Annotated in this window: 12 protein-coding genes; 3 read left to right on the plus strand and 9 right to left on the minus strand. The window is 69.1% G+C overall.

The genetic code is table 11. From position 1 onward, the window contains the following. Nucleotides 1–4: 4 nt before the first annotated feature. Nucleotides 5–649: a 50S ribosomal protein L3 gene (gene rplC / locus GA0115233_RS13275; RefSeq protein ID WP_093720390.1), complete on the minus strand. Its 645-nt coding sequence runs from the start codon at nt 647–649 to the stop codon at nt 5–7. A gap of 17 nt (nt 650–666) precedes the next feature. Next, on the minus strand, nt 667–975 hold the full coding sequence (gene rpsJ / locus GA0115233_RS13280; RefSeq protein ID WP_003948644.1) for a 30S ribosomal protein S10: 309 nt from the start codon (nt 973–975) through the stop codon (nt 667–669). A gap of 497 nt (nt 976–1,472) precedes the next feature. On the opposite strand from rpsJ, the gene GA0115233_RS13285 reads away from it, so the two are divergent. Both GA0115233_RS13285 and GA0115233_RS13290 read left to right on the plus strand, forming a co-directional pair. After that, nucleotides 1,473–2,417: a LysR family transcriptional regulator gene (locus GA0115233_RS13285; RefSeq protein WP_093720391.1), complete on the plus strand. Its 945-nt coding sequence runs from the start codon at nt 1,473–1,475 to the stop codon at nt 2,415–2,417. Nucleotides 2,418–2,498: 81 nt separating this feature from the next. Next, entirely contained in the window at nt 2,499–3,845 is a 1,347-nt protein-coding gene (locus GA0115233_RS13290; RefSeq protein WP_093720392.1) for a carbohydrate-binding protein, read from the plus strand. A 69-nt stretch (nt 3,846–3,914) separates the two neighbouring features. On the opposite strand, the gene GA0115233_RS13295 is transcribed toward GA0115233_RS13290, so the two are convergent. The 7 genes from GA0115233_RS13295 to GA0115233_RS13325 form a co-directional block, all read right to left on the minus strand. Continuing rightward, the gene (locus tag GA0115233_RS13295) at nt 3,915–4,247 is read right to left on the minus strand and encodes a cupin domain-containing protein (protein ID WP_093720393.1); all 333 of its coding nucleotides are present in this window, start codon (nt 4,245–4,247) and stop codon (nt 3,915–3,917) included. 85 nt (nt 4,248–4,332) lie between these two features. After that, nucleotides 4,333–5,685, minus strand: coding sequence for an NADP-specific glutamate dehydrogenase (gdhA, locus tag GA0115233_RS13300; RefSeq protein WP_093720394.1), 1,353 nt, complete (start codon nt 5,683–5,685; stop codon nt 4,333–4,335). A 261-nt stretch (nt 5,686–5,946) separates the two neighbouring features. Continuing rightward, complete coding sequence (tuf, locus tag GA0115233_RS13305; protein ID WP_067283932.1) at nt 5,947–7,140, minus strand: elongation factor Tu; 1,194 nt, start codon at nt 7,138–7,140, stop codon at nt 5,947–5,949. A gap of 225 nt (nt 7,141–7,365) precedes the next feature. Beyond that, entirely contained in the window at nt 7,366–9,492 is a 2,127-nt protein-coding gene (fusA, locus tag GA0115233_RS13310; RefSeq protein WP_093720395.1) for an elongation factor G, read from the minus strand. Between the two features lie 39 nt (nt 9,493–9,531). Continuing rightward, nucleotides 9,532–10,002, minus strand: a complete 471-nt coding sequence (gene rpsG / locus GA0115233_RS13315) for a 30S ribosomal protein S7 (RefSeq protein ID WP_003998848.1) — start codon at nt 10,000–10,002, stop codon at nt 9,532–9,534. A gap of 2 nt (nt 10,003–10,004) precedes the next feature. Then, entirely contained in the window at nt 10,005–10,376 is a 372-nt protein-coding gene (rpsL, locus tag GA0115233_RS13320) for a 30S ribosomal protein S12 (protein WP_003948652.1), read from the minus strand. 351 nt (nt 10,377–10,727) lie between these two features. Beyond that, nucleotides 10,728–11,312, minus strand: a complete 585-nt coding sequence (locus tag GA0115233_RS13325; RefSeq protein WP_093720396.1) for a DUF1707 and DUF4190 domain-containing protein — start codon at nt 11,310–11,312, stop codon at nt 10,728–10,730. A gap of 229 nt (nt 11,313–11,541) precedes the next feature. Here GA0115233_RS13325 and GA0115233_RS13330 point away from each other — a divergent pair, with 229 nt between their 5' ends. After that, on the plus strand, nt 11,542–12,393 hold the full coding sequence (locus tag GA0115233_RS13330) for a hypothetical protein (protein ID WP_255310164.1): 852 nt from the start codon (nt 11,542–11,544) through the stop codon (nt 12,391–12,393). Nucleotides 12,394–12,397: the final 4 nt, after the last annotated feature.

Raw genomic sequence — 12,397 nt, forward strand, 5'->3', positions numbered from 1 at the left:
TACCTCAGGCCCCCTTGGCCGCGGTGCGGACCAGGACGAGGCCGCCGTTCGGACCGGGAACCGCGCCCTTGATGAGCAGCAGACCCTTCTCCGCGTCAACGGCGTGGACGGTCAGGTTCTGGGTGGTGACCCGCTCGTTGCCCATGCGACCCGCCATGCGGAGGCCCTTGAACACACGGCCCGGGGTGGCGCAGCCACCGATGGAACCGGGGGAGCGGTGCTTGCGCTGGGTGCCGTGACCGGCGCCGAGGCCACCGAAGTTGTGGCGCTTCATGACACCGGCGAAGCCCTTGCCCTTGCTCTTGCCGGTGACGTCGACCTTGATGCCCGCCTCGAACACCTCGGCGGTGATCTCCTGGCCGAGGGTGTACTCGGAGGCGTCCGAGGTACGGATCTCGACGAGGTGGCGGCGGGGGGTGACGTCGGCCTTGGCGAAGTGGCCCTTGAGGGGCTTGTTCACCTTGCGCGGGTCGATCTCGCCGAAGGCGATCTGGACCGACTCGTAGCCGTCGGTGTCGTTCGTACGGACCTGGGTCACGACGTTCGGGCCGGCCTTGACGACGGTGACCGGAACAACACGGTTGTTCTCGTCCCACACCTGCGTCATGCCGAGCTTCTCGCCCAGGATGCCCTTGATCTGCTTAGCCATTCTCAGATCACCGGCCCTCAGAGCTTGATCTCGATGTCGACACCGGCCGGGAGGTCGAGTCGCATCAGAGAGTCAACGGTCTTGGGGGTGGGGTCGAGGATGTCGATCAGGCGCTTGTGCGTGCGCATCTCGAAGTGCTCGCGCGAGTCCTTGTACTTGTGCGGCGACTTGATGACGCAGTACACGTTCTTCTCAGTGGGCAGCGGCACCGGGCCCGCGACCGACGCACCAGTGCGGGTCACCGTCTCGACGATCTTCTTCGCCGAGGAGTCGATGACCTCGTGGTCGTAGGCCTTGAGCCGGATGCGGATCTTCTGTCCCGCCATGGCTACTCAGTAGTCCTTTGTCTCGTAAAGCTCTGGAACCCGGTGTTCCTGTGTCCCGTTCTCCGACCCACGCGGTCGGGCGTGTCGCGCTCCCGCTGACACAGATGTCCCTTGTTCGAACATCCCTGCGTGGGAACACGGCCCTTCCGGAACCGAGGACCGAGGGCCAGGAGGCCCACCGGGTGCCTGGCCGGTACCGCACCACACTTCCCGGAAGATTCCCGTACGTCCGCCCCAGTGCTGCCCTCAGGCAGTTAGGACGACGAGTACTGTGGGACTCGCTTCCGGTCCTCCCGGCGGGAGGCGCGCAGCATCAACACTCGACCGAGCAACTCGGACAGTCTGCCATATGGGGCACCGCCTCCGCCAATCGAGCCGGAGAGAATACCCCGGGAGTGACGCAGGTCAAACACGGGGCGCCGACGCCGACGGCCCCCCGTTCAACTGGTCCATACCAACCTCTTGCCCCCGTCCCGCCCGCGCAGCAAGCTCACTGCATGGAGCTGGAGTTACGGCATCTGAGGACCATCCGGACGATCGCCGACGCGGGCAGTCTCACCCGGGCGGCCACCGTACTCGGGCTCGCCCAGCCCGCGCTCAGCGCGCAGCTCAGGCGGATCGAGCGGGCACTGGGGGGCGTGCTGTTCGAGCGGGGCCGGTACGGGGTGCGGGCGACCGCCCTCGGTGAGCTGGTGCTGGAGCGCACCCGGGTCGTGCTGCCCGCCGTCTCGGAGCTGCAGCGGGAGGCGGCCCGGTTCGCGCGGGCGCGGCGGGACACCGAGCGGCTGCGGATCGGCGGCATCCACGGCCCCCTCCTCGGCGCACTGGTCGCCGGAATTGCGGACACCCTCCCCGACGCCACCGTCACCACCTGCGCCTCCTGGTCGGAGCGGGAACTGGCGCGGCAGCTGACCGAGGGGCGGCTCGACTTCGCGCTGGCCGGGACCTGCGGCTCGGCCGCTCCGCCGGGCGCGGAGCACCTGGTGTGGCGGGAGATCGCCGTGGACCCGGTACGGGTCATGCTCGCCGAGGGCCACCCGCTCGCCGGCCGCCCCGCGATCGGCCTCGACGCGCTCGCCGACCAGGAGTGGGCCTGCGTCCCCGGCGACGGCTGCTTCGCGGACTGCTTCACCGCCGCCTGCGCCCGCGCCGGGTTCACCCCGCGCCGGATGTACGAGACGGACACCGCCTCCTGCGTCCACCTGGTCCGGGTCGGCCGCGCGGTCGGCCTGTGCCGGGCCTCCTTCCCGCCGACGCCCGGCATCGCCGTCCGGCCGCTCACCGGCACTCCCCTGGTCTGGCGCCATCTGCTGGGCTGGCATCCGGGGGCCCAGCGCCCGGATGCCGCGGCCGCGGTCCTGGACCGGGCCCGCAGCGCCCACGCGGCCCTGGTGAGAGCCGTGGCACCGCCTTCCATAACACCGGGCCAGGGGGTCGACTGACGTCTTATGCCGCCCGCGCGGCCCTCCCTACGGTTTGGGCACTTCCCCGCACTTCCCCGACCGTTTCGGAGGAGACCATCCATGCTCCACAGACTGTGCACGGGGGCGGTGGCGGCCGCCGCGCTGCTCGTGGCCGGGCTCAGCGGCTCCGCGAGCGCCGGCACCGAACCGTCCCCGTCCACCGCGCCCGGCGCCGCACAGACCCTCAAGAGCGCCGAGGCCCCGCCCGCCCTGGTCAACGCCATGAGTCGTGACCTCGGCATCGACACCCGGCAGGCCTACACCCGGCTCGCCAACGAGGCCGAGGCGGGCGCCACCGCCGGACGGCTGCGCGCCGACCTGGGCAAGGACTTCGCCGGTGCCTGGGTGCGCGGCGCCGAATCGGCCACGCTGACCGTCGCCACGACCGACCGCGCCGACATACCGGCGATCGAGGCGCGGGGCGCCACCGCGAGGCTCGTCCGCCATTCCCTGGCCGACCTGGACGCCGCCAAGGCCCGCCTGGACCGTACGGCGCGCGAGGCCACCACCGGCACCCCGGTCTGGTACGTCGACGTGCGCGACAACGCCCTGGTGGTGGAGGAGGCCCGGCCGGGCGCCGCACGCGCCCTGCTGTCCGCGGCCGGGGTCGACAGCTCCCTCGCGAAGATCGTGCGCACCTCCGAACTCCCGCGTCCGCTCTACGACTTGCGGGGCGGGGACGCGTACTACATCAACAGCGGCTCGCGCTGCTCGATCGGCTTCCCGGTCACCCGCGGCACCCAGCACGGCTTCGCCACCGCCGGTCACTGCGGCCGGGCGGGCAACAGCACCACCGGCTCCAACCGGGTCGCCCAGGGCACCTTCCAGGCGTCCGTCTTCCCCGGCAGCGACATGGCGTGGGTGGCGGTCAACAGCAACTGGACGGCGACGCCCACCGTCGTCGGCTCCGCCGTCCAGGTCGCCGGGTCGACGCAGGCCGTGGTGGGGGCGTCGGTGTGCCGCTCCGGGTCCACGACGGGCTGGCACTGCGGCACGATCCAGCAGCACAACACCAGCGTGACCTATCCCGAGGGCACCATCACCGGCGTCACGCGGACCTCGGTGTGCGCCGAGCCGGGCGACTCGGGCGGCTCGTACATCTCCGGCAGCCAGGCGCAGGGCGTCACCTCGGGCGGCTCGGGCGACTGCCGGACCGGCGGGACGACGTTCTTCCAGCCGATCAACCCGATCCTGCAGTCCTACGGCCTCACCCTGAAGACGACCTCCAGCGGTCCCGGTGACCCGGGCGACCCGGGCGAGCCCGGCGGCACCTGGTCGGCCGGCACCGTCTACCAGGCGGGCGCCACGGTGACCTACGGCGGGGCGACCTACCGCTGCATCCAGGGCCACCAGGCCCAGCCGGGCTGGGAGCCCCCGAACGTCCCGGCGCTCTGGCAGCGCCTCTGAGACGACTCCGGCCCCGGGTACGCCGCATCGGCGCCCCCGGGGCCGCTGGTCGTCCGGAGCCTGCTCGGTTCAGTCCCCCTTCGCCACCGTGAGGATCACCGCCGCGTCCTCCAGTGCCTGGAGCGCGTGGCGGGCCGGGGGGATGGCGATGAGGTCGCCGGTACGGCCCTCCCACTCGGCGTCCGCGCTGGTGAGACGGACGCGGCCGCGCAGCACGAGCAGGGTGGCCTCGCCGGGGCTGTCGTGCTCGGCGAGGCTGGTGCCCGCGGTCAGCGCGAGCAGGGTCTGGCGCAGGGTGTGTTCATGGCCGCCGTAGACGGTGGTGGCGCTGCGGCCGTTGGGCGCGGCGGCGGCGCGTTCCAGCTGTTCGCGGGCGAGGGCGTCGAGGGAGAGCTTCTGCATGCTCTTCAGCCTTCCCGGACGGGCCGGCGGTCACCAGGGCCATGTGGGGCACGGAGGCCGTCCGCGCCCGTGCCCCGCGCGTGCCTCAGATGACGCCCTGGGCGAGCATCGCGTCCGCCACCCGCTCGAACCCGGCGATGTTCGCGCCGGTCACATAGTCGCCGGGGGCGCCGTAGCGCTCGGCGGTCTGCGCGCAGGTGGTGTGGATGTCGGTCATGATGCGGGCCAGCTCCTGCTCGACCTGCTCGGCCTTCCACGAGGTGCGCGAGGCGTTCTGCGTCATCTCCAGCGCGCTGACCGCGACCCCGCCCGCGTTGGCGGCCTTGCCGGGCCCGAAGGCGACACCGGCCTGCTGGAACAGCCGCACGGCCTCGGGGGTGGTCGGCATGTTCGCGCCCTCGGAGACCGCCTTCACCCCGTTGCGGATCAGCGCCGCGGCGTCGTCCGCGTTCAGCTCGTTCTGCGTGGCGGACGGCAGGGCGACGTCCGCGGGGACCTCCCACACCCGTCCCCCGGGCACGAACCGCGCGGAGGCGCCTCGCCGCTCGGCGTAGGTGCTCACCCGGCCGCGCTCGACCTCCTTGACCTGGCGCAGCAGCTCCACGTCGATGCCCTTGTCGTCGACGACGTAGCCGCCCGAGTCGGAGCAGGTGACGGGGTGGGCGCCGAGGGCCGCGAGCTTCTGGATGGTGTGGATCGCGACATTGCCGGAACCGGAGACGACCGCGGTCTGCCCCTCCAGGTCCTCGCCGCGGGCGCGCAGCATGGCCTCGGCGAACAGCACATTGCCGTATCCGGTCGCCTCGGGGCGGATCAGCGAGCCGCCCCAGCCGGCGGCCTTGCCGGTGAGCACGCCGCCCTCCCAGCGGTTGGTGATCCGCCGGTACTGGCCGAAGAGGTAGCCGATCTCGCGGGCGCCGACGCCGATGTCACCGGCCGGGATGTCGGTGTACTCGCCGATGTGCCGGTACAGCTCCGTCATGAAGGACTGGCAGAAGCGCATGACCTCGGCGTCGCTGCGGCCCTGCGGGTCGAAGTCGCTGCCGCCCTTGCCGCCGCCGATACCGAGCCCGGTGAGCGCGTTCTTGAAGATCTGCTCGAAGCCGAGGAACTTGATGATCCCGAGGTTCACGGAGGGGTGGAAGCGCAGGCCGCCCTTGTAGGGGCCGAGGGCGCTGTTGAACTCGATCCGGAAGCCCCGGTTGACCTGGGTCCGGCCCCGGTCGTCCTGCCACGGCACCCGGAAGATGATCTGCCGCTCCGGCTCCAGCAGCCGCTCGACCAGCCCCGGCTCCGCGTACTCGGGCCGTGCCCCCAGCACCGGGCCGAGCGTCTCCAGGACCTCACGTACGGCCTGGTGGAACTCGGGCTCCGCCGGGTTGCGGCGCTCGACCTCGGCGCGCAGTCGGTCGAGCGAGACGGAGGCGTTCTTCGACATGGGTGTCACCACAGGGTTCCCTTCTGGCACTGCTGCATCCCTCCACGGATGCACAGAGGTACGCAGGAACCGCGCCGGACGCTCGGCACGATCGCCGGCGACCAAACCCATGGTGCCCCCATGCAAGCTTTAAAACCAAAAGGATCAAGTTGTGTACTGGTCAGGGACCGCATGTGATGCGATACAGCGAAGGGGCCCGTACGACCGAAGTCGTACGGGCCCCTCGCAAGAGACCTACCGGTCAGCCCTGTCGGGCCAGGATCACTTGGTGATCTTGGTGACCTGGCCGGCGCCCACGGTCCGGCCACCCTCACGGATGGCGAACTTCAGGCCCTCTTCCATGGCGACGGGCTGGATGAGCTCCACCTTCATCTCGGTGTTGTCACCCGGCATGACCATCTCGGTGCCCTCGGGGAGGGTCACGACGCCGGTCACGTCCGTCGTACGGAAGTAGAACTGCGGACGGTAGTTGTTGAAGAACGGCGTGTGGCGGCCACCCTCGTCCTTGGAGAGGATGTAGGCCTGCGCCTCGAACTCGGTGTGCGGGGTGACCGAGCCCGGCTTGATGATGACCTGGCCGCGCTCGACGTCCTCGCGCTTGATGCCGCGGAGCAGCAGACCGACGTTCTCACCGGCCTGGCCCTCGTCGAGCAGCTTGCGGAACATCTCGATGCCGGTGACCGTGGTGGAGGTCTTCTCCGGCTTGATGCCGATGATGTCGACGGTCTCGTTGACCTTGAGGACACCACGCTCGATACGGCCGGTGACGACCGTACCGCGACCGGTGATGGTGAAGACGTCCTCGATCGGCATCAGGAACGGCTTGTCGACGTCGCGCTCCGGCTCCGGGATCGACTCGTCGACGGCCTTCATCAGGTCCAGGACCGACTGGCCCCACTCCTTGTCGCCCTCAAGCGCCTTCAGAGCGGAAACCTTGACGACCGGGACGTCGTCGCCCGGGAACTCGTACTCGGAGAGCAGCTCACGGACCTCGAGCTCGACGAGCTCCAGGATCTCCTCGTCGTCCACCATGTCGGCCTTGTTCAGGGCGACGACGATGTACGGAACGCCGACCTGGCGGGCCAGAAGCACGTGCTCCTTGGTCTGCGGCATCGGGCCGTCGGTGGCGGCGACCACGAGGATGGCGCCGTCCATCTGGGCGGCACCCGTGATCATGTTCTTGATGTAGTCCGCGTGACCGGGGCAGTCGACGTGGGCGTAGTGACGGGTCTCCGTCTGGTACTCGACGTGCGCGATGGAGATGGTGATACCGCGCTGGCGCTCCTCAGGAGCCTTGTCGATCTGGTCGAACGCCGAGGCCTCGTTCAGGTCCGGGAACGCGTCGTGCAGCACCTTGGTAATGGCGGCCGTGAGGGTCGTCTTACCGTGGTCGATGTGACCGATGGTGCCGATGTTGACGTGCGGCTTAGTCCGCTCGAACTTCGCCTTCGCCACTGGGGTCCTCCTGTGGAGTGGTTCTGAACGCCTTGCTTCATCGGCGCCAGGTGATCTTTGCTGGACTGCATTCCCCGGGGGACAACCCCCGGACCCCCGGCCGACAGCCCCTGGGGCCTCGGCCGGAAAGTCACTGCGAGGAACGCGGATGCCCGCCGCCGGGAGACCGGGTGTCCGAAAACTCCCGGCGGACAGGACAAGCCTAAAGCGTGTGAACGCGGAGCGTTACTCGCCCTTGGCCTTCGCGATGATCTCCTCGGCGACGTTCCGCGGAACCTCGGCGTAGGAGTCGAACTGCATGGAGTAGCTGGCACGGCCGGACGTCTTGCTGCGCAGGTCGCCGACGTAGCCGAACATCTCCGAGAGGGGCACGAGGCCCTTCACGACGCGGGCACCGGCCCGCTCCTCCATGGCCTGGATCTGACCACGGCGGGAGTTGATGTCGCCGATGACCTCACCCATGTAGTCCTCGGGCGTGGTGACCTCGACGGCCATCATCGGCTCAAGGAGCACAGGGCTGGCCTTGCGCGCGGCCTCCTTGAAGGCCTGCGAACCGGCGATCTTGAACGCGAGCTCGGAGGAGTCGACCTCGTGGTACGCACCGTCGTGCAGGATGACGCGCACGCCGGTCATCTCGTAGCCCGCGAGGATGCCGAACTGCATGGCCTCCTGGCAGCCGGCGTCCACCGAAGGGATGTACTCCTTCGGGATACGACCACCGGTCACCTTGTTCACGAACTCGTACGACGCGTCGCCGCCTTCGAGCGGCTCGATGCCGATCTGCACCTTGGCGAACTGACCGGTACCACCGGTCTGCTTCTTGTGCGTGAAGTCGACGCGCTCGACGGGCTTGCGGATCGTCTCGCGGTACGCGACCTGCGGCTTGCCGACGTTGGCCTCGACCTTGAACTCACGGCGCATACGGTCGACCAGCACCTCAAGGTGCAGCTCGCCCATACCACCGATGATGGTCTGGCCGGTCTCCTCGTCCGAGTGGACCTGGAAGGAGGGGTCCTCCTCCGCGAGACGCTGGATGGCGACACCCAGCTTCTCCTGGTCACCCTTGGACTTGGGCTCGATGGCGACCTGGATGACCGGCGCCGGGAAGTCCATGGACTCCAGGATCACCGGCTGCTTGTCGTCGCACAGCGTCTCACCGGTCGTGGTCTGCTTCAGACCCATGACGGCGATGATGTCGCCGGCGCCCACCGACGCGATCTCCTCACGCTTGTTCGCGTGCATGCGGTAGATCTTGCCGATGCGCTCCTTCTTGCCCTTCACGGAGTTCAGCACCGAGGTGCCGGACTCCAGACGGCCGGAGTACACACGGACGAAGGTGAGCTTGCCGAGGTGCGGGTCGCTCATGATCTTGAACGCCAGCGCCGACAGCGGCTCCTCGTCGGACGGCTTGCGCTTCACGACCTCTTCGGGGTCGCTCACCGCGTGGCCCTCGATGGCCTCGATGTCGAGCGGGGAGGGCAGGTAGCGGACCACCGCGTCGAGCAGGGGCTGAACGCCCTTGTTCTTGAACGCGGTACCACAGAACACCGGGGTGACCGTGGTCTCGCTGGACTTGCCGGAGGCGATCGTGATGCGGCGGATGGCCGCGTACAGCTGCTCCTCGGAGGGCTCCTCGCCCTCCAGGTACAGCTCCATGATCTCCTCGTCGTTCTCCGCGACGGCTTCGAGCAGCTTGCCGCGCCACTCCTCGGCGGCCTCGGTGTGCGTGGCCGGGATGTCGACGACGTCGTACATCTCGCCCTTGGTGGCCTCGGCGGACCAGACGAGGGCCTTCATGCGGACCAGGTCCACGACGCCCTTGAAGTCGGCCTCGGCACCGATCGGCAGCTGCATGACGAGCGGCTGGGCACCCAGACGGTCGCTGATCATGTCGACGCAGCGGTGGAACTCCGCGCCGGTACGGTCCAGCTTGTTGACGAAGCAGATACGCGGAACGCGGTAACGGTCCGCCTGACGCCACACCGTCTCGGACTGGGGCTCAACGCCGGCGACGCCGTCGAACACCGTCACGGCACCGTCGAGCACACGCAGCGAACGCTCCACCTCGACGGTGAAGTCGACGTGGCCCGGCGTGTCGATGATGTTGATGGTGTGGTCGACGTCTTCCAGCGGCCAGTGACAGGTGGTGGCAGCAGAGGTGATCGTGATGCCACGCTCCTGCTCCTGCTCCATCCAGTCCATGGTGGCGGCGCCGTCGTGGACCTCACCGATCTTGTACGAAACGCCGGTGTAGAACAGGATCCGCTCGGTGGTGGTCGTCTTGCCCGCGTCGATGTGGGCCATGATCCCGATGTTGCGGACCTTGGCCAGGTCAAGCGAAGTGGTAGCCATAAGGCTTCAGTCTTCTCTCGGTCTCGATGGGGTCTGCGACTACCAGCGGTAGTGCGCGAAGGCCTTGTTGGACTCGGCCATCTTGTGCGTGTCCTCGCGCTTCTTCACAGCGGCACCGAGGCCGTTGGAGGCGTCGAGGAGCTCGTTGAGCAGACGCTCGGTCATGGTCTTCTCGCGACGGGCGCGGGAGTAACCGACCAGCCAGCGCAGCGCCAGGGTGTTGGCACGGCCGGGCTTGACCTCGACCGGGACCTGGTAGGTGGCGCCACCGACACGGCGGGACTTGACCTCAAGGGTCGGCTTGATGTTCTCAAGAGCGCGCTTGAGCGTGATGACCGGGTCGTTGCCGGTCTTCTCGCGCAGGCCCTCCATGGCGCCGTAGACGATGCGCTCGGCGGTGGAGCGCTTGCCGTTCAGCAGCACCTTGTTGATCAGGGAGGTCACCAGAGGAGAACCGTAGACCGGGTCGATGATGACCGGGCGCTTCGGGGCGGGGCCCTTACGAGGCATTCTTACTTCTCCTTCTTGGCGCCGTAGCGGCTGCGGGCCTGCTTGCGGTTCTTGACACCCTGGGTGTCGAGGGAACCGCGGATGATCTTGTAGCGAACACCCGGCAGGTCCTTCACACGGCCACCACGCACGAGCACGATGGAGTGCTCCTGCAGGTTGTGTCCCTCACCCGGAATGTAAGCGGTGACCTCGATCCCGCTGGTCAGACGCACACGCGCGACCTTACGCAGGGCCGAGTTCGGCTTCTTCGGGGTGGTCGTGAACACACGCGTGCACACGCCGCGCCGCTGAGGCGAACCCTCAAGTGCGGGCGTCTTGTTCTTTTCGACCTTGTCCTGCCGGCCCTTGCGGACCAGCTGCTGGATCGTAGGCACTACTTCTCCGGTTTCTGTGTGCCGATGGGTACAGCTAACCTGGAACGTTGCCGACCCACGCGGTCGGGTGTGTCGAATCCGGCAGACTCCCGCCGCATGGCGAAAAGGGCGCAGATTACGGTGGCCGATGGAGGCTCGCCATGCGGTCTGAAGGCACGCACGAGAGCCAGGGCACACCCCAGGCACAAGGTCTGAGCGTACCTACCTCATTCGCTGCGGTCAAAACAAATGGACCGCGCCGGGGATCACCGGACCGAGCATGTCAAGCCCCCAGGTGGAAGCTGATCTTCCCGCGCGCCCTCGGCGTCGTGCGGCAGGGGGGACTCTGCGGGCACGGGCCGGGCCCCCGCCTCAGCCCGCCGCGATTCCGGCGATGATCCCGAGGGTCAGCATCAGCGTCCACCCCGCCGCGGACATCCAGCCGAGCACCAGACCGGTCAGCGCCAGCCCGTCCCCGCCCTCACCGGTGCGCCGGATCTCGGCGCGCGCGGAGTGCCCGAGGACGATGGCCGGTATGCCGGTCAGCCCGAGGCTGAACAGGCACAGCACCCCGCAGACCGCCGAGGCGATGGCCTGCCCGTTGGTCGGGCGGTGCGGTACGGGGACGTAGTGCGCCGGGCCGTACACCACGGGCGGCCCCTGGTACGCCACAGGGCCGTTGGGCAGGTCCGCGACGAGCAGACCCAGCTCCGCCACCGTCCGGGCCGCGTACGCCCGCGCCACGCGCTTCTCGAACTCCGGCTGCTCCAGCCGCCCTTCGGCGAACCCGGCCCGCAGCACATCCACGGCACGCTCCCGGTCGGCGTGCGAGGCGAGCATCGATGGCCCGCCCCTGGGCGCGATACCGCCCTGGCCGAAGCCCCCCGCCCCGCTCCACGGTTGAGGCACCCCCGCCTCCTGCCCCGGCTGCCACTGCTGCCACGACGGCTGAGTCATGGAGCACCCACCTCCCCCGTCCTTTCGCACTCCCCCCATCATGCGCCAAACCGCCCTCCCCGGCACAGAGCCCGCACCCCCGAGAAAACCCGGAGTCTGTCCCCCGACAGACCGGCTCCGGGTGCGGGCGCGGCGCCCCGCCAACAGACTGTGGATCATGTCCGCGCCGCAGGGACCGACCACTCAGTCCACGCCCCCGCACTCCCCGACCTCGACGTTCACTCGGAACGTGGCACTCGTGGCGGCGCCCGGCACGATCGTCTTCGCCCTTCTCTACTACTTCGGCAGCATCTATCTGAAGGCGTACTACACCGCCCTCGGGGTGCCTCCCGAGGATCTGGGGTTCTCCATCCAGGGCGTGGTCTCCAACAGCACGAGCGGCATCTTCGTCCCCGTGTGCCTGCTGCTGGGCGGCGGTCTGGTCGTGTTCCTGGTGCTGGGCCGGCTGGGGCGTGCCCTGGCCGGACCGGAGCGGGCGGTGCTGCGCCACAGGGTCGTCGTCTGGCTGCTGGTGGTCGGTGTCGTACTGGTGCTCATCGGCTTCCCGACCTTCGTCACCGACACGGTCTCCGTGTTCCCGCCGGGCTGGCCGCGCCGGTTCCTGCCCGCCCTGACGGTGGCCGCGGGCGCCACGCTCGCCGTGTTCGGGGTCCAGCTCCACCTCAGCGAGAACCCGCCGCTGCGCGTCCGGCAGACCCCCGGCACCGAGCAGAGCTGGCTGGCGGGCGGCACCCTGCTGCTCGGCGTACTGGCCCTGAGCCTGTTCTACGAGATGGCGCTCTATGTGGCGGACGTGGGGCGCGGTGACGCCATCGTCCATGCGGACCGCGGCTACCCGGGTGCGCCGTTCGTCGTGGTCCACTCCCGGGTGCGCCTTCTGCACAGCACCCAGGGCATCCGCTTCGAGGACCACGGCGCCCGGAACGAGCCGTACCGCTATGTGTACCGGGGTTTCAGGATCGTCGCGAAGGCGCCGACCCGCTTCTACCTGGTCTCCCACGCATCGACCAGCTACGCCCAGCACCATCTGGTGGTGCTGCCCGACAACAACACGACGTGGCTGGAGATCAGGGCGGACTGAGGGG

Source organism: Streptomyces sp. DI166, from assembly GCF_900091315.1.
Taxonomy (GTDB): domain Bacteria; phylum Actinomycetota; class Actinomycetes; order Streptomycetales; family Streptomycetaceae; genus Streptomyces; species Streptomyces fuscus.

Coding starts and splice junctions, on each gene's coding strand:
- GA0115233_RS13285 (WP_093720391.1), top strand. CDS start 1,473: ATGGAGCTGGAGTTACGGCATCTGAGGACCATCCGGACGATCGCCGAC.
- rplC (WP_093720390.1), bottom strand. CDS start 649: ATGGCTAAGCAGATCAAGGGCATCCTGGGCGAGAAGCTCGGCATGACG.
- rpsG (WP_003998848.1), bottom strand. CDS start 10,002: ATGCCTCGTAAGGGCCCCGCCCCGAAGCGCCCGGTCATCATCGACCCG.
- fusA (WP_093720395.1), bottom strand. CDS start 9,492: ATGGCTACCACTTCGCTTGACCTGGCCAAGGTCCGCAACATCGGGATC.
- rpsJ (WP_003948644.1), bottom strand. CDS start 975: ATGGCGGGACAGAAGATCCGCATCCGGCTCAAGGCCTACGACCACGAG.
- GA0115233_RS13325 (WP_093720396.1), bottom strand. CDS start 11,312: ATGACTCAGCCGTCGTGGCAGCAGTGGCAGCCGGGGCAGGAGGCGGGG.
- gdhA (WP_093720394.1), bottom strand. CDS start 5,685: ATGTCGAAGAACGCCTCCGTCTCGCTCGACCGACTGCGCGCCGAGGTC.
- GA0115233_RS13290 (WP_093720392.1), top strand. CDS start 2,499: ATGCTCCACAGACTGTGCACGGGGGCGGTGGCGGCCGCCGCGCTGCTC.
- GA0115233_RS13295 (WP_093720393.1), bottom strand. CDS start 4,247: ATGCAGAAGCTCTCCCTCGACGCCCTCGCCCGCGAACAGCTGGAACGC.